Origin of the sequence: Burkholderia sp. AU16741 (assembly GCF_002223345.1) — a bacterium.
In the GTDB taxonomy this organism is placed as follows: Bacteria; Pseudomonadota; Gammaproteobacteria; order Burkholderiales; family Burkholderiaceae; genus Burkholderia; species Burkholderia sola.
Map to the genome: position 1 here is coordinate 1,257,815 of NZ_NKEZ01000003.1, position 14,730 is coordinate 1,272,544.

15 protein-coding genes are annotated in these 14,730 nt (G+C 65.8%); 9 read left to right on the forward strand and 6 right to left on the reverse strand.

Translation table 11 applies throughout. From position 1 onward, the window contains the following. The first annotated feature begins 19 nt into the window (after positions 1–19). Entirely contained in the window at positions 20–748 is a 729-nt protein-coding gene (gene cobM / locus CFB89_RS08215; RefSeq protein ID WP_089464757.1) for a precorrin-4 C(11)-methyltransferase, read from the forward strand. A gap of 117 nt (positions 749–865) precedes the next feature. Here the strand turns inward: cobM and CFB89_RS08220 are convergent, their stop codons facing one another. Next, complete coding sequence (locus CFB89_RS08220) at positions 866–2,044, reverse strand: MFS transporter (RefSeq protein WP_089467442.1); 1,179 nt, start codon at positions 2,042–2,044, stop codon at positions 866–868. 129 nt (positions 2,045–2,173) lie between these two features. Between CFB89_RS08220 and CFB89_RS08225 the strand changes: the two genes are divergently transcribed. Continuing rightward, the gene (locus tag CFB89_RS08225; RefSeq protein WP_089467443.1) at positions 2,174–2,695 is read left to right on the forward strand and encodes a MarR family winged helix-turn-helix transcriptional regulator; all 522 of its coding nucleotides are present in this window, start codon (positions 2,174–2,176) and stop codon (positions 2,693–2,695) included. A gap of 83 nt (positions 2,696–2,778) precedes the next feature. On the opposite strand, the gene CFB89_RS08230 is transcribed toward CFB89_RS08225, so the two are convergent. From CFB89_RS08230 to CFB89_RS08245, 4 genes are all read right to left on the reverse strand, one after another. After that, a complete protein-coding gene (locus CFB89_RS08230) occupies positions 2,779–4,128 on the reverse strand; it encodes a dicarboxylate/amino acid:cation symporter (RefSeq protein WP_089467444.1) in 1,350 nt (449 codons plus the stop codon). Positions 4,129–4,236: 108 nt separating this feature from the next. Further along, the gene (leuD, locus tag CFB89_RS08235; protein WP_089467445.1) at positions 4,237–4,851 is read right to left on the reverse strand and encodes a 3-isopropylmalate dehydratase small subunit; all 615 of its coding nucleotides are present in this window, start codon (positions 4,849–4,851) and stop codon (positions 4,237–4,239) included. Then, a complete protein-coding gene (gene leuC / locus CFB89_RS08240; RefSeq protein WP_089467446.1) occupies positions 4,848–6,266 on the reverse strand; it encodes a 3-isopropylmalate dehydratase large subunit in 1,419 nt (472 codons plus the stop codon). The genes leuD and leuC overlap by 4 nt, the downstream gene beginning before the upstream one ends. A gap of 4 nt (positions 6,267–6,270) precedes the next feature. Continuing rightward, entirely contained in the window at positions 6,271–7,149 is an 879-nt protein-coding gene (locus CFB89_RS08245) for an alpha/beta fold hydrolase (protein ID WP_089467447.1), read from the reverse strand. A gap of 116 nt (positions 7,150–7,265) precedes the next feature. Between CFB89_RS08245 and CFB89_RS08250 the strand changes: the two genes are divergently transcribed. Continuing rightward, the gene (locus tag CFB89_RS08250; protein WP_089467448.1) at positions 7,266–8,168 is read left to right on the forward strand and encodes a LysR family transcriptional regulator; all 903 of its coding nucleotides are present in this window, start codon (positions 7,266–7,268) and stop codon (positions 8,166–8,168) included. Between the two features lie 222 nt (positions 8,169–8,390). On the opposite strand, the gene CFB89_RS08255 is transcribed toward CFB89_RS08250, so the two are convergent. Continuing rightward, entirely contained in the window at positions 8,391–9,095 is a 705-nt protein-coding gene (locus CFB89_RS08255) for a glutathione S-transferase N-terminal domain-containing protein (protein ID WP_089467957.1), read from the reverse strand. Positions 9,096–9,563: 468 nt separating this feature from the next. On the opposite strand from CFB89_RS08255, the gene CFB89_RS08260 reads away from it, so the two are divergent. The 6 genes from CFB89_RS08260 to CFB89_RS08285 all read left to right on the forward strand — a co-directional run bounded on the left by CFB89_RS08260 (position 9,564) and on the right by CFB89_RS08285 (position 14,674). Beyond that, positions 9,564–10,730 carry an ABC transporter substrate-binding protein gene (locus CFB89_RS08260; protein ID WP_089467449.1) on the forward strand — a complete coding sequence of 389 codons (1,167 nt, stop codon included), beginning with the start codon at positions 9,564–9,566 and terminating at the stop codon, positions 10,728–10,730. Between the two features lie 49 nt (positions 10,731–10,779). Then, positions 10,780–11,859 carry an ABC transporter ATP-binding protein gene (locus CFB89_RS08265; RefSeq protein WP_089467450.1) on the forward strand — a complete coding sequence of 360 codons (1,080 nt, stop codon included), beginning with the start codon at positions 10,780–10,782 and terminating at the stop codon, positions 11,857–11,859. Positions 11,860–11,908: 49 nt separating this feature from the next. After that, positions 11,909–12,787, forward strand: a complete 879-nt coding sequence (locus CFB89_RS08270; RefSeq protein WP_089467958.1) for an ABC transporter permease — start codon at positions 11,909–11,911, stop codon at positions 12,785–12,787. Further along, on the forward strand, positions 12,787–13,710 hold the full coding sequence (locus tag CFB89_RS08275) for an ABC transporter permease (RefSeq protein ID WP_060318577.1): 924 nt from the start codon (positions 12,787–12,789) through the stop codon (positions 13,708–13,710). Before CFB89_RS08270 ends, CFB89_RS08275 begins: the two co-directional genes overlap by 1 nt. Positions 13,711–13,821: 111 nt before the next feature. After that, entirely contained in the window at positions 13,822–14,259 is a 438-nt protein-coding gene (locus CFB89_RS08280) for a hypothetical protein (protein ID WP_089467451.1), read from the forward strand. Between the two features lie 202 nt (positions 14,260–14,461). Further along, complete coding sequence (locus tag CFB89_RS08285) at positions 14,462–14,674, forward strand: hypothetical protein (RefSeq protein WP_006497261.1); 213 nt, start codon at positions 14,462–14,464, stop codon at positions 14,672–14,674. Positions 14,675–14,730: the final 56 nt, after the last annotated feature.

The following is a 14,730-nucleotide window of genomic DNA, read 5'->3' on the forward strand; positions in this document are numbered from 1 at the left end:
AATTGACGGAGAAATTTCGATGACGGTGTACTTCATCGGCGCGGGCCCCGGCGACCCGGAGCTGATCACGGTAAAGGGCCAGCGCCTCGTGCGCACGTGCCCGGTGATCCTGTATGCGGGCTCGCTCGTGCCGGCCGCCGTGCTCGACGGCCATCGCGCGGAGCAGGTCGTGAACACGGCCGAGCTCGACCTCGATGCGATCGTCGCGCTGCTCGCCGCCGCGCACGCGAAAGGGCAGGACGTTGCGCGCGTGCATTCGGGCGACCCGTCGCTGTATGGCGCGATCGGCGAACAGATCCGCCGCCTGAAAGCACTCGGGATTCCGTACGAAATCGTGCCGGGCGTGACGGCCACGGCCGCGTGCGCGGCGACGCTCGGCGTCGAGCTGACGCTGCCCGGCGTCGCGCAGACGGTGATCCTCACGCGCTTCGCGGGCAAGACGACGATGCCGGAAGGCGAAGCGCTCGGCGCGCTCGCCGCGCATCGCGCGACGCTCGCGATCCATCTCGGCGTGCGCCATCTCGCGCGCATCGTCGACGAAGTGCTGCCGCATTACGGCGCCGATTGCCCGGTGGCGGTGATCTATCGCGCGAGCTGGCCCGACGAGGAACGCGTGACGGGCACGTTGGCCGACATCGTCGGCAAGGTGCGCGGCACGCAGATCGAGCGCACCGCGCTGATCCTGATCGGGCGCGTGCTCGACGCAGAAGGATTCGCGGATTCGACGCTGTACGCGAGCGCGGGCTGAACGCGCCTGCGCCGTGGAGCCGAGTATCCGGATGGGCCGCGACGATATTCCTGGCGCGAGCATGCCCGGGACGACAGCCTGCATGCAGGCGCCCGCGCCGCTAGCGAGCGGCGTCGCTCAGGCCCGCGCGACGTGCCGCGCCAGCTTCGGCGCAAACCCGGCCGCCAGCGCGAACAACACGGCACAGAGGCATGCCATCGCGATCCACGCGGGCGTCAGGTCCGCGAGATGCTGGCGCACGATGCCGGCCGCGAACGGAAACAAGCCGGCGATCAAATAGCCGACACCCTGCACGAACCCCGTCAGCGACGCGGCGTCGGCCGGCGTGGCCGCATGGTCGACCGTGACGATCAGCGACAGCGGAAACAGCGCGCCGATTCCCGCGCCGAGCAGCAGCGCGGCCGGCAATGCAAGTGCTTCCGGCGCGGCCAGCATCACCAGCAACCCGAAGAACAACGACGCAACCGCCGCATGCAGCGCGGGCCGGCGATCGGGCAAGCGATCGATCGTCGCGGAAATCGTGAGTCCCGCGACAACTTCCGCGAGCGTCACGCCGCCGAGCAGGCTGCCGGCCGCGGTCGGCGACCAGCCGAGCCGCATGTAGTACGGCGGCAGCCACGCGAGCACGAGCGTGTACGCGCCCGTCGCGATGCCGAAGAACAGCGCGAGCCGCCAGGCGCGCGGCGAACGCGACGGCCGTGCATTCGATACCGACGCCGGCCCGGCGGCAAGCGCGTCGCCGCCCCGGCTGGCCAGCGGCCAGGCCAGTGCGGCGAGCGCCGCCGGCAACGCCCAGCCCGCGAGCGCGGCGAGCCAGCCCCAGCGCGCCGCGGCGAACGGCGCGATGACGCTCGCGAGCACCGCGCCGCCCATGATCGACGTCGAATAGACGCCCATCGCGCCGCCGATGCGCGTCGCGAAATGCGCCTTCACGAAGCCGGGCAACAGCGCCTGCACCATCGCGATCCCGACGCCCGCGCAGCACGCGCTCGCGAGCAGCAGCCACGCATGCTGCGCACCGACGCGCGACGTGCAGGCCAGCCCGATCAGCGCGACGCCGAGCCACACGCCGACCGCGATCCCGGTGACGCGCTGCAAGCGCCGCGCGCTCAGCGCGCCGAGCCCCATCAGCAGGATCGGAATCGTCGTCAGCAGGCTGGCCGCGCCGTCGCCGATCTCCGTCGCGCGCTGGATCATGTCGAGCAGCGGGCCGACCGCGGCGAGCGCCGGCCGCAGGTTCAGCCCGACGAGCACGATCGCGGCGAGCCGCCATCCGGGGGAAGTGAAGCGATTCATTGCATGGCCCTCGATATCGATGCGCGGCTGCCCGCGGGGCGCCGCGCGTTTTCAGGTAAAGTATCTCGACATCAAGATAATCGCCGATTTATCTCGACGTCAAGATAACTGGCGAGCCGAGGAGGGTTAATGGATCGAGCCGAGCATGCGCTCGCGCAATGGCGCGCCGAGCGTCCGGATCTGGACGCGACGTCGATGGTGGTGATGGGGCGGTTGCAGGAAGCTGCGCTCGTGATCGCGCGCGACCGTCTCAATCCGCTGTTCGCGCGCTACGGCATGCAGCCGGGCGAATTCGACGTGCTCGCGACGCTGCGGCGCAGCGGCGCGCCGTTCGCGCTGACGCCAACCGCGCTGTACGACGCGCTGATGATGTCGTCGGGCGGGATGACCGCGCGCATCGACCGGCTGCAGAAGGCGGGCTGGGTCGAGCGGCGGCCGAACCCGGCCGACGGGCGCGGCACGCTCGTCGCGCTGACGGATGCCGGGCGGGCGCTGATCGATGAAGCGGTTGTTGCGCATATCGACAATCAGCGTGCGCTGCTGGCTGTGTTGTCGAGGGCGGAACAGGCGCAGTTGTCGAAACTGCTCGGAAAGCTGCTGGCGGGGCTGGAAGGAGCGACGCCGGAAGGGGGGGAAGGGACGCCGCGTTGAAGAATGCGTGATGGAAACGTACGCGGCGGGCAAAAAAAGCTATTCGTGAATTTTCGTGGATGTCGCTTGCCGACCCGAAGCGGTCACCGGATCAAATTATTTGTGAAGGACCGTTCGCGATCAATAGCGGCCGTTTCGCGCATATCGGGGGGCCGTGAATGGCCTCTGGCCTGCTCCTCATTGCCCAACGCCATCGCGAGCTTCGTTCGATCGAGCTCGCCTTCCCACGCCGATACCGCGATCGTCGCTACACCATTGCCCACGATGTTGGTCAACGCCCTGCATTCGGACATGAAGCGATCGATGCCGAGGGTCAGCACCATCGCGCTGACGGGAACGGTCGGCACCACGGACAGGCTCGCAGCGAGCGTGATGAATCCCGCGCCCGTCACGCCCGTCGATCCCTTCGAGGTCAGCATCGTGACAAGCAACAGCGTGAGTTGCTGCGCAAACGACAAATGTGTGTTGGTCGCCTGTGCGAGAAACAGCACGGCGAGGGTCATGTAGATGTTAGTGCCATCGAGATTGAACGAGTAACCGGTCGGCACGACGAGCCCCACCACGCCGCGCGGGCAACCCAGGCGTTCGAGCTTGTCCATCAGTTGCGGCAACGCCGCCTCGGACGTCGATGTACCTAGCACGATCAGCAATTCGTCGCGGATATAAGCGAGAAAGCGCCAGAGACTGAACCCGCACAGACGCGCGACGATGCCGAGCACGACAGCCACGAACACGAACGCGGTGAAATAGAACGTGCCGATCAGCTTCAGCATCGGCAGCAGCGAACCGATGCCGTAACGGCCTATCGTGAATGCCATCGCCCCGAAGGCGCCGATCGGCGCGAGACTCGTGACCATCCGGACGATGCGAAAGAATGCCTTGGACAAGGTTTCGATCATCTGCGTGACGGGCGCTGCGGGCCCGCCCATCAGTGCGAGCGCCGTGCCGAACAGCATCGCGATCAGCAGCACGGGAAGGATGTCGCCCTGAACCAGCGCGCCGAGAAACGTGTCGGGTATCACATGCGCTATAAATCCGGCGATGCCGTCGCCATGCGCCGCCTGCGCCGCATAGCCTGAAACGGCGCGGGCATCGAGCGTCGACGGATCGACGTTGAAGCCGTTGCCCGGCGCGATCACGTGCGCGGCCAGCAAACCGATCCCTAGCGCGAGGGTCGATGCGACCTCGAAATAGAGCAGCGCCTTGCCGCCGACGCGGCCGACTTTCTTCATGTCCTGCATGCCCGCGATACCCGTCACGACCGTGCAAAAAATCACCGGCCCAATGACCATCCGCACGAGTTTGATGAACAGATCGCCAAGCGGCTTCAATGCAATCGCCGCGTGCGGCGCGAAATGGCCGAGCAGCACGCCGGCGACGATGGCCGCAAGCACCTGCACATAGAGAATCGTGTAAAACGGTTTGCGCTTCATGTGTCTCCTCCATTTTCGAGGCAAAGGGATGCCCTTCCCTTCTTCGGTCGGAAGGGAATCGGCTTGGCTAAAGCAGGGAACCCGCTGCGTCGCGCGGCGGTTGGATGCTTACATCACTTGCGCCCAGGGATGCCGCGCAAAATGCGCCTGTTCGAACGCTTCGATTGTGGAGAGAGAGTCGAGCGTCAGATCGACGGTATCCATGCCTTCGATCACCATGCGCTTGTGGCGCGCACCAAGCGGATACGCATACTGCTGGTCCGACGCGGACCTCACCGTCTGCTGTTCGAGATCAATCGAGATCGATGTGCCGGGCGTTGCGATCGCCTCGCGCGTCAACGCATCGACGGCATCGCGATCCAGTTGCACGAGCAGCAGACGGTTATTCATCGCGTTGGAATAGAAGATTTCCGCGAAGCTCGGCGCGATCACCGCCTGAAATCCGTATTGCTGCAAGCCCCACACCGCATGCTCGCGGCTCGATCCGCAGCCGAAATTCGCGCCGCCGATCAGGATGCGCGCGTTCGCGTAAGCGCTCCGGTTCAGCACGCAGTCCGCGCGAGCTGCGCCTCGCCCGTCGAAGCGCAGGTCGTACAGCAGACCGTCGGCGAGACCTGTTTTGTCGATGATGCGCAGAAACTGCTTCGGCATGATCTGGTCGGTGTCGAGGTTGTCGATCGGCAACGGGGCGGCGATGCCTTCGATGATCGTGAGTCGCGTCATGATGCATATGCCTCCAGTGTGCGGACATCGGTGATGCAGCCGGTCAGCGCGGCAGCCGCCGCCATGGCCGGACTCATCAGATGCGTGCGGCCGCCGCGTCCCTGGCGGCCTTCGAAATTGCGGTTGGTGGTGGACGCGCAGCGTTCGCCGGCTTCGAGTATGTCGTCATTCATCGCAAGACACATCGAGCAGCCCGGCTCGCGCCATTCAAAGCCCGCATCGATCAGCGTCTTCGCGATGCCTTCCTGTTCGGCGGCACGACGCACGCTGCCCGAACCCGGCACGACCATCGCGCGCACGCCTGGCGCGACGCGCTTGCCGCGCACGATCGCGGCCACCGTGCGCAGATCTTCGATGCGCCCGTTGGTGCATGAGCCGATAAACACGCGGTCGATACGGGTGCCGGCAATCGGCCGGTTGGGGGCGAGTCCCATGTAGTCGAGCGCGCGGCGCAGCGAGGCCGCGGCTTCCGGGGTCGATTGCACGGTTTCGTCGGGGATCGGCTGATCGATGGCGACCGCCTGATCGGGACTCGTGCCCCAGGTGACGAACGGCGCGATGTTCCACGCGTCGAAGCGGTGTTCGACGTCGAAGTGTGCGCCCGTGTCAGACTGCAAGTCGCCCCAGTCTTCGAGTGCAGCTTCCCAGGCTGCTTCGTCGAGTGAAGGCGCGTGGGTGCGCACGTAGTCGAAGGTGGTCGCGTCCGGCGCGATCAGCGCGGCGCGCGCGCCCGCTTCGACCGTCATGTTGCACAAGGTCATGCGCGCCTCGGCCGACAGCGATTCAATTGTCGAACCTGCGAATTCCACGGCATACCCGCGCGCGCCTTGCGCGCCGATCCTGCCGACGATCCAGATGACGACGTCTTTTGACGACGTGCCGTACGGCAATGCGCCGTCGATCGTGATGCGCATGGTCCGCGCAAGCCGGTACACAAGCGTTTGCGTCGCGAGCACGTGCTCGACTTCCGACGTGCCGATGCCGAAGCCCAATGCGCCGAGCGCGCCGTAGGTGGTGGTGTGGCTGTCGCCGCACAGCACGACCATGCCGGGGCGGATCAGGCCGAGTTCCGGCGCGACGATATGTTCGATGCCTTGCAGCGGATCGTCCGCTGCAAAGAGCCGGATGCCCGCGCGCGCGCAATTGCGCGCCAGGTTCTGCGCCTGCAACAGCGACGCCGCATCGCGAATTACGCGCGGCGACTCCGCATGAGTGGGAATGATGTGGCTCACGACGGCGAGCTGCTGATGCGGACGGCGCACGGCGCGGCCACGTGCATCCAGTGCGCTGAACGCTTGCGGGCTGGTGTACTCGTTCATCAGATGCAGATCGACGTACAGCAGTACGTTTTGTTCGTCGATACGCGCGACGGTGTGCGAATCGACGAGTTTCTGGTAAAGGGTTCGGTTGGACATCGGCTTACTCGCTGAGAAAAGGCAGCACGCGTTCAAGCAACAACTCCGGCGCTTCTTCCGGAATGTAGTGGCCGCAAGGCAGGGCTTCGCCCTGCAGGTTCGTTGCATACGCCTGCCACTCGGCGAGCGGCTTGAAGCATTGCTCGATCACACCTTGCGCGCCCCACAACGCCATGAACGGGCAGACGATGCGCTGCCGTGAAGCGAGCGTCGCGCGATCGTGCTCAAGGTCGATCGTGACGCTCGCGCGGTAGTCCTCGCAGATGCCGTGCGCCGTTTCCGGATCGGACAGGCAACGCAGATATTGCGCGTAAGCGTCGGCCGCGAACGGCGCGAGGCCGGCGCTGCGCGCGCCGATCGTCTGTTTGAGATAGAGATCGGGATCCGCGAGGATCAGTGTCTCCGGAAACGGCGCGGGACGCACCAGCATGAACCAGTGCCAATAGGCGCGCGCGAAGTCGAAGGAAGTCTGCTCGTACATCGCGAGCGTCGGCGCGACATCGAGCGTCACGACGCGCGTCACCGCATCCGGATGATCGAGCGCCATGCGCGCCGCGACCCGCCCGCCCCGATCGTGGCCGATCACCGCGAAGGTCGCGTGGCCGAGACTACGCATCAGTTCAATCTGATCGAGCGCCATGCGGCGCTTCGCGTAGTTCGCGTGATCGGCAGCGCCCGGCGGCTTGCCGCTGTCGCCGTAGCCGCGCAGATCGGCGGCGATCACCGTGAAATGCTCCGCCAACGCGGGCGCGACCCTGTGCCAGATCGCATGCGTTTGCGGATGCCCGTGCAGGAGCAGGAGCGCGGGGCCGCGCCCGCCCTGTATGGCGTGAATGCGTACATCGTCGACAGTCGCCGACACGTTCCTGAAGCCTTCGAACATGGTTGTCTCCTGATCTTGATTCGAGTCTAATTGATGAATCATGCGATTTGGTTTCCTGAAATTCATTCCGGTCGTAACTTTAAGGAACGAATCAACAAACGATATGGAGCATTGAAATGGATGGTTTCTCGGACCTGAATCTGTTCGCGCTCGTGGCGCGGCATCGGAATTTGGCCGCTGCCGCGCGCGAACTGGGCGTGACGCCGCCCGCGATCAGCAAGCGGCTTGCGCAACTGGAACGGCGCCTCGGCGTGCGCCTGATGAACCGCACGACGCGGCGTCTGAGTCTTACGCCGGAGGGCGAGCTCTACCTGTCGAACGGCTCGCGCATTCTCGACGAGTTGTCGGAACTGGAGCATCTCGTCACGCAAAGCCGCGGCGAGCCGACGGGACTTCTGCGTGTGAATGCTTCGTTTGGATTTGGCCGGGCGCGCATTGCGCCGGCGGTGTCGGAATTCGTCGCGCGCTATCCCGCGATGAAGATTCTGCTGCATCTGACCGACCGCCCGATGAGTCTTCAGGACGAGGGCTTCGATCTCGGAATTCGCTTCGGCGAGGTGCCGGATGCGCGCATCAACGCGCGGCTCCTGCTCGAAAACAGGCGCGTGGTGTGCGCGTCACCCGGCTATGTAGCGCGGCATGGCGAGCCTTCCGTGCCGCACGATCTCATACGGCACGCGTGCATCGTGTTGCGCGAGAACGAGTCGGCGTACGGCACGTGGCATTTTTCCCGCGGCAAGCGGGCGGAGACTGTCAAGGTGGATGGCGCATTGTCCAGCAACGACGGCGGCGTCGTGCTGCATTGGGCGCTCGAAGGGCGCGGGATTGTCGTGCGATCGCAGTGGGAGATCGCGGAGCACCTAGCGAGCGGCGAACTCGTTTCGTTGCTCGCGGACTGGGCATTGCCGGACGCCAATATCCATGCGATCTATCTGGAGCGCAACCAGCTTTCGGTCAAGCTCAGGACATTTGTTGACTTCCTGGGCGAGTATTTGCGCAGGCCGGCGAACCTTGCGTGACACGCTATCGTTGTGAGCAGCGAACCGGGCTCACACGTGACGAATCTGACTTTCGGGTGACCGCTTTCGAAGGTTGATGGGACATCCGAACGACGCTTGATGGCCGAACACCGACAGCCTTCCCAGCTTTCCCCGAAAATTCGCGATGCCCACAAAAAGCCCGCCGCACAATGCGACGGGCGTCGCAGGTTGCAGGCGCAGGTGGTGTGCCCGCGTGACCAATCACCCCCGCGCCGGAATATTGAGCCCCCGCTCGACAGCCGGCCGCGCAACAAACGCGTCGAGCACCCGCTTGACGTTCCGGAATTCGCTGAAGCCGACCAGGTCGCCCGCCTCATAGAAACCGACCAGGTTACGCACCCAAGGAAAGATCGCGATATCGGCGATCGTGTAGGTATCGCCCATCACCCACTGGCGGTTCGCGAGATGCGCGTCGAGCACGCCGAGCAGCCGCTTCGATTCGGCAACGTAACGGTCACGCGGGCGCTTGTCCTCGTAATCGCGGCCGGCGAACTTGTGGAAGAAGCCGAGCTGGCCGAACATCGGCCCGATGCCGCCCATCTGGAACATTACCCACTGGATCGTCTCGTAGCGGCCCGCGAGATCCTTCGGGATCAGTTGGCCCGTCTTGTCCGCGAGATAGATCAGGATCGCTCCCGATTCGAACAGGGGCAGCGGCTGGCCCTCGGGGCCGTTCGGATCGATGATCGCGGGGATCTTGTTGTTCGGGTTCAGCGACAGGAATTCGGGCGAGAGCTGGTCGTTCGTGTCGAAGCGCACGAGGTGCGGCTCGTACGGCAGGCCGGTTTCCTCGAGCATGATCGACACCTTGACGCCGTTCGGCGTCGGCAGCGAGTAGAGTTGGAGGCGGTCGGGATGCTGGGCCGGCCACTTTTGCGTGATCGAGAAGGCGGACAGGTCGGGCATGAAGGTTCGCTCGTCGAAGTGAATGATCCGCGCTGCGCCCGTGCCGCCTCGCTCACGCACGGTTCGCGACGCGGCGGCCGGGCGCAGCGCGCCGAAAGCGCCCACTGTAGCCGATCCGGGAAATCGATGCAGGGGTCGGCCGGCCGCCGACGAGTCGGCTCGAGAGCCGTGCTTGGCGTCGCGCCGATGCCGCCAGACACGACGCGTAGGGCGCCTCCGTTGGCCGACGGACCGCAGGCGGCCCCGCACATTTCGCCTCCCATCGAGATACGACGTCCTACACGTCTTGCAAAACAACCCCGCAACTGCCGACAAAGTCGAGCACCGCGCAATTCATCGACAAACGGAAGCTTTTTGTCAGGGAAAGTCCCGCCCCGCATCCGGCTGTTTTTTGTTGACCGACATCGTATAACGCCGTCATGATTTCCTGACAAGAAAAGTCCCATCCACCGACCGAAGTGAGGAGACATGAACAACACCCCGATCGCTCGCCGCGTCCGCCGGATCGCACTCGCCCTGGGCTTCACGCTGTCGGCCGCCTCAGCCGTCGCCGCCCCCGTATCGCTGAACATCGTCGACGTCGCAGGCAATCTGCAGCTCACGCAGAAGGCCATCGAGGCGTTCAAGGAGAAGAACCCGACCCTCGTCGCGAACGTCACGTTCACGAACGCGCCCGCGCCGCAGTTGCCGGGCAAGATCAAGGCGATGCAGGCGGCGGGGCGCTCCGACATCGATCTCGTACTGACGGGCACCGACGCACTGGCCGCCGGCATCGAACAGAACCTGTGGCAAAAGCTTCTGCCCGACAACGCGGCCGCGTTCCCCGGCGTGCTCGACAAGTACGCGCCTGGCCCGCGCAAGATGCAGGATCTCGCGCAGGGCTTCGGCCTCGAAGTGACCTACATGCCGGCCGGCCCGCTGCTCGAATACAACCCGGCGAAGGTCAGCGACCCGCCGAAGACGCCCGCTCAGTTGCTCGCGTGGTGCAAGGCGCATCCGAACAAGTTGATCTATGCGCGCCCGGCGAACTCGGGCCCCGGCCGCACGTTCCTGATGGGGTTGCCGTATGTGCTCGGCGACAAGAATCCGCAGGACCCGATCAACGGCTGGGACAAGACCTGGGCGTTCCTGAAACAGTTGAACGACTGCGTGCCGTACTACCCGGGCGGCACGTCGGCGGTGATGAAGGAGCTCGGCGAAGGCACGCGCGACATGACGGTCACCGTCACCGGCTGGGATATCAACCCGCGCGCGCTCGGCATCGTGCCGGCCGAATTCAGGGTCCAGGCGTTCGACAACATGACGTGGGTCAACGACGCGCACTACATGGTGATCCCGAAGGGCGTGCCGAAGGAAAAGCTCGACGTGCTGTTCAAGCTGATGAATTTCCTGCTCGAGCCGGCGCAGCAGGCGATGACCTACGACGACGGCTACTTCTATCCGGGCCCGGCGGTGAAGGGCGTGACGCTCGAGATGGCGCCCGCGCACAGCCAGGACGTGATCAGGAAATTCGGCCGCCCCGAATACGCGAAGCTGCTCGCCGATCGCCCGCACGTGCAGCCGCTCAACGCGCAGGCGATGGTCGCCGCGTTCCAGAAATGGGATCGCGAGATCGGCTCGCAGAAATCGAAGTGACGGCTGAACCGGCGGGCGCCGCGGCGCCCGCGTCGATGGAGTTCGTGGAATGAAGCACAGTTTCGAACGGTTGCGGCTCGACGGCGTGTGCCGCAGTTTCACCAATGCGCAAGGCGCGCAGGTCGCCGCGCTGAGCGGCCTCGACCTCGAGATCCGGCGCGGCGAGTTCATCGCGCTGCTCGGCCCGTCGGGCTGCGGCAAATCGACCGCGCTGAATTGCATCGCCGGGTTGCAGCCGCTCACGCGCGGCGGCATCTGGCTCGACGACACGCGCATCGACGTGCTGCCGCCCGAGCGTCGCGGCTTCGGGATGGTGTTCCAGAACTACGCGCTGTTTCCGCACATGTCGGTGCTCGACAACGTCGGCTTCGGCCTCAAGATGCGCGGCGTGGCGAAGCAGGAAACGCGGCGGCGCGCCCAGCAGGCGCTCGAACTCGTGCAGCTCGTCGGCCACGAAGGCAAGTTGCCCGGGCAACTGTCGGGCGGGCAGCAGCAGCGTGTCGCGATCGCGCGCGCGATCGTGATCGAGCCGCCGCTCGTGCTGATGGACGAGCCGCTGTCGAACCTCGACACGAAACTGCGCATCGAGATGCGCGCGGAGATCCGCCGCATCCACACGCAGCTCGAACGCGCGACGATCTACGTGACGCACGACCAGGACGAGGCGCTGTCGATGGCCGACCGCATCGTCGTGATGAAGGAGGGCGTCGTGCAGCAGGTCGCGTCGCCGAAGGACGTCTACACGCGCCCGCACAACCTGCACGTCGCGCGCTTCATGGGCTATCGCAACGTGCTGCCGTTTACGCTCGAAGGCATGGCCGGCGACGGCGTTCAAGTGGCAGCCGGTGGCGTGCGCCTCGTCGGTGTGCCGATGGCCGGCTTCGACGCGAAGGACGTCATGGTCGCGCTGCGTCCGGACGACGTCGAGCGCGCGGAAGCCGGTGCCGACAATGCGTTCGACGCGACCGTCGAGACGGTCGAGTACGGCGGCCGCGACTCGCTGATCCGCGCGATCACACCGTTCGGCGCGATCTGGGCGCGCGTGGCCGGCGAGTTCGCGCAAGGCGAGGCGCTGCGGCTGCGCGTGGCGCCGGCGCGCACGCTCGTCTATGCGGGAGACGCGCAATGAACGGCCCGCGCAACCCGGCATGCGCGGCGGCGTTGCGCCCGGAGGCCGCATGAGCACGCTCGCGACCGGCGGCGCACCGCGCGACGCGAAAGCCTGGCTCGTCACGCCGGCGCTCGCGTTCATCGCCGCGCTGTTCATCTATCCGTTCGCGTACGGCCTCGTGCTGTCGTTCCAGCCGACGAACGCGGCGAACGGCGGCGCGCTCGCGAACTACGTGCAGTTCTTCACCGACACCGCGATGTGGCCGACCGTGCTCGTCACGCTGAAGCTCGCGGTGCCGGCCACGCTGCTCAACGTCGGCATCGCGGTGCCCGTCGCATTCGCGCTGCGCCGCCATTCGCCGTACCAGAAGTTCGTCACGACGCTGCTCGTGATTCCCGTCACGCTCGGCACGGTGCTCGTCGCCGACGGGATGCTCACGTATTTCGGGCCGAACGGCTGGTTCCCGCAGGCGCTGCAGGGGCTGCACCTGTACACGGACGAAGTGCGCCTCACGCACAACTACTGGGGCGTGCTGCTGTCGCTGATCGTGTCGGGCTTTCCGTTCGCGTTCCTGCTGATGCTGTCGTACATCAGCGGCATCGACCCGACGCTCGCGCGCGCGGCCGCGACGCTCGGCGCGAACCCGTGGCAACAGTTCCGCCAGATCTATCTGCCGCTGCTCGTGCCGGGGCTCACTATGGCCGCATGCCTGTCGTTCGTGCAGGCGTTCTCGGTGTTTCCGTCGGCCGTGCTGCTCGGCGCGCCGGCCGGCCCGACGCGCGTGATCTCGATCGCGGCGGCCGAAGCCGCGTTCGAGAGCTACGACTATTCGCTCGCGTCGGCGATCGCCATGGTGATGGGCTTCGTGCAGTTGCTGGTGGTCGCGTCGATGCTCGGCGCGCGCCGCTTCTTCTATACGGGCGCGGTGACGGGAGGCAAGGGCTGATGGCGACCGACAATCATGCCGCTCGCACGTGGCCGCCGAAGCACGATGCGCCCGATGCGCGGCCTGTCGATGCAAGGAAACCGCACCGGATGAAAAGCAACCTCGCCGGCCGCGCATGGAAGGCGCTCGTCTGGGGGCTGATGGCGTTCTTCCTGCTGAACGTGATGCTGCTGATCGCGACCGTCGCGGTGAACTCGGTCGCGACGCGCTGGTTCGGCACGCCGTTGCCGCAGGGCTTCACGCTGCACTGGTATGCGAAGGCGTGGGAAGACTTCCAGCTCGCGAGCGTGCTGTGGGTGACCGTCGAGGTCGTCGGCGCGGTCGTGCTGCTGTCGATCGCGCTCGGCGTGCCGGCCGCGTATGCGCTCGCGCGCGTGCAGTTTCGCGGCAAGCGCTTCGCGCTGCTGGTGTTCCTGCTGCCGCTGATGGTGCCGCCCGTCACCTACGGGATTCCGATGGCGACCGTGATGTACAAGATCGGGCTCGCGGGCACGCTGCCGGGCGTGATCCTCGCGAACCTCGTGCCGGCGCTGCCGTTCGTGATCCTCGTGATGACGCCGTTCATCGAGCAGATCGATCCCAATCTCGAAGCCGCCGCGCGCATCTTCGGCGCGAACACGTGGCGCTATTTCCGCTATGTGCTGCTGCCGCTGCTGGTGCCCGGCATGCTCGCGGCCGGGTTGCTCGTGCTGGTGCGCACGATCGGGATGTTCGAGCTGACGTTCTTCACCGCGGGCCCGAGCACGCAGACGCTCGTCGTCGCGCTGTATTACGCGGTGTTCTCGACCGGCGTGCGCGCGCCGCAGTCGATCGACGCGATGGCGATGATCTACATGGCCATCACGCTCGTGTGGGTCGTGATCGCATTGCAGTTCGTCAGTCCGACCCAGCTCGTGAGCCGCGTGAAGCAGGAGCGGCAGTAGGCGAGGGCGGCAACGGAGGCGCCGCCGCCATGCAATTGGTTACAAATGGATACCGCGCACGACACGCGGACGTTGCAGACTACGCGGCGTTCACCCGATCGACGGATATCCATGAAGTTTCAAACGCTGTTGACACTCGCCGGCGCCTCGACCTTGCTCGCCGCCTGCAACCTGCTTCACGAGGGGCCCGGGTCGAGCGACGTCGACGCCGCCGTGCGCCGCGCGCTCGAAGCCGAAAACCACGGCGGGCTGAACGCGCTGTTCGGCCAGCCGTTGCCCGTGTCGGCCGACGTGATCTCGGCGAAACCCGACGGCGACTGCAAGAAGCTCGGCGATCGCACGTACTCGTGCGACGTCGTGATCACGTGGCGCAACGCCGATTATTCGCCGTCGCGCGCGAACCTGACCTTCGTGAAGGCGGCCGACGGCGCGTGGCAGACGTCGGGCGTCGACGCGGCGCTCGTGACGGGCACCGCGAAGTCGCTGATCGACCATATCGGCAAGGCATGGCCGGGCAATGCGGCGAGCGGCGCGTCGGCGCCGCAGTGACGCGCGGGCGGCGAGCCTTCGTTCCGTTCCCCCGGATAAACAGGCTCGGCCTTGCCGGCCGCGCCGCCGCGCTTCCCCTCCGATAAAAAGGGCGCGAGCACCGCGCCTATCTCGTTTGAGCGCATCCTCGGTATGCAGGCAGGGTTATAGGGAAAACCCTTATCTCAAGGTATAATTCCGGCCATGAGAGAAAGGTCATACCATGCCTGAACGCTTCCAAACCCTTGAAAAATTTGTGTTTTCCCTCGTCGTGATGTCCGCCGTCGTGTGCTCGGCCTTCCTCGCGTACGAGCGTCACCCCGAGATCAAGATCGCACTGCATGAAGGCGAAGCGCTGATGCGCGAGAGCGCCAAGTACTCGGTCATCTGCTCGCCGTCCAAGGTCGATCCTTGCGTCGAGATGTCCGCTTACTGAGCCGGCTTTCCGCTTTTCGGCCTTGCGCGATGTCACTGCCGGTCTGAATACCCTGA

Coding starts and splice junctions, on each gene's coding strand:
- CFB89_RS08225 (WP_089467443.1), top strand. CDS start 2,174: ATGGATCGAGCCGAGCATGCGCTCGCGCAATGGCGCGCCGAGCGTCCG.
- leuD (WP_089467445.1), bottom strand. CDS start 4,851: ATGACGCGACTCACGATCATCGAAGGCATCGCCGCCCCGTTGCCGATC.
- leuC (WP_089467446.1), bottom strand. CDS start 6,266: ATGTCCAACCGAACCCTTTACCAGAAACTCGTCGATTCGCACACCGTC.
- CFB89_RS08230 (WP_089467444.1), bottom strand. CDS start 4,128: ATGAAGCGCAAACCGTTTTACACGATTCTCTATGTGCAGGTGCTTGCG.
- CFB89_RS08250 (WP_089467448.1), top strand. CDS start 7,266: ATGGATGGTTTCTCGGACCTGAATCTGTTCGCGCTCGTGGCGCGGCAT.
- CFB89_RS08255 (WP_089467957.1), bottom strand. CDS start 9,095: ATGCCCGACCTGTCCGCCTTCTCGATCACGCAAAAGTGGCCGGCCCAG.
- CFB89_RS08285 (WP_006497261.1), top strand. CDS start 14,462: ATGCCTGAACGCTTCCAAACCCTTGAAAAATTTGTGTTTTCCCTCGTC.
- CFB89_RS08245 (WP_089467447.1), bottom strand. CDS start 7,149: ATGTTCGAAGGCTTCAGGAACGTGTCGGCGACTGTCGACGATGTACGC.
- CFB89_RS08275 (WP_060318577.1), top strand. CDS start 12,787: ATGGCGACCGACAATCATGCCGCTCGCACGTGGCCGCCGAAGCACGAT.
- CFB89_RS08280 (WP_089467451.1), top strand. CDS start 13,822: ATGAAGTTTCAAACGCTGTTGACACTCGCCGGCGCCTCGACCTTGCTC.
- CFB89_RS08220 (WP_089467442.1), bottom strand. CDS start 2,044: ATGAATCGCTTCACTTCCCCCGGATGGCGGCTCGCCGCGATCGTGCTC.
- CFB89_RS08270 (WP_089467958.1), top strand. CDS start 11,909: ATGAGCACGCTCGCGACCGGCGGCGCACCGCGCGACGCGAAAGCCTGG.
- cobM (WP_089464757.1), top strand. CDS start 20: ATGACGGTGTACTTCATCGGCGCGGGCCCCGGCGACCCGGAGCTGATC.
- CFB89_RS08260 (WP_089467449.1), top strand. CDS start 9,564: ATGAACAACACCCCGATCGCTCGCCGCGTCCGCCGGATCGCACTCGCC.
- CFB89_RS08265 (WP_089467450.1), top strand. CDS start 10,780: ATGAAGCACAGTTTCGAACGGTTGCGGCTCGACGGCGTGTGCCGCAGT.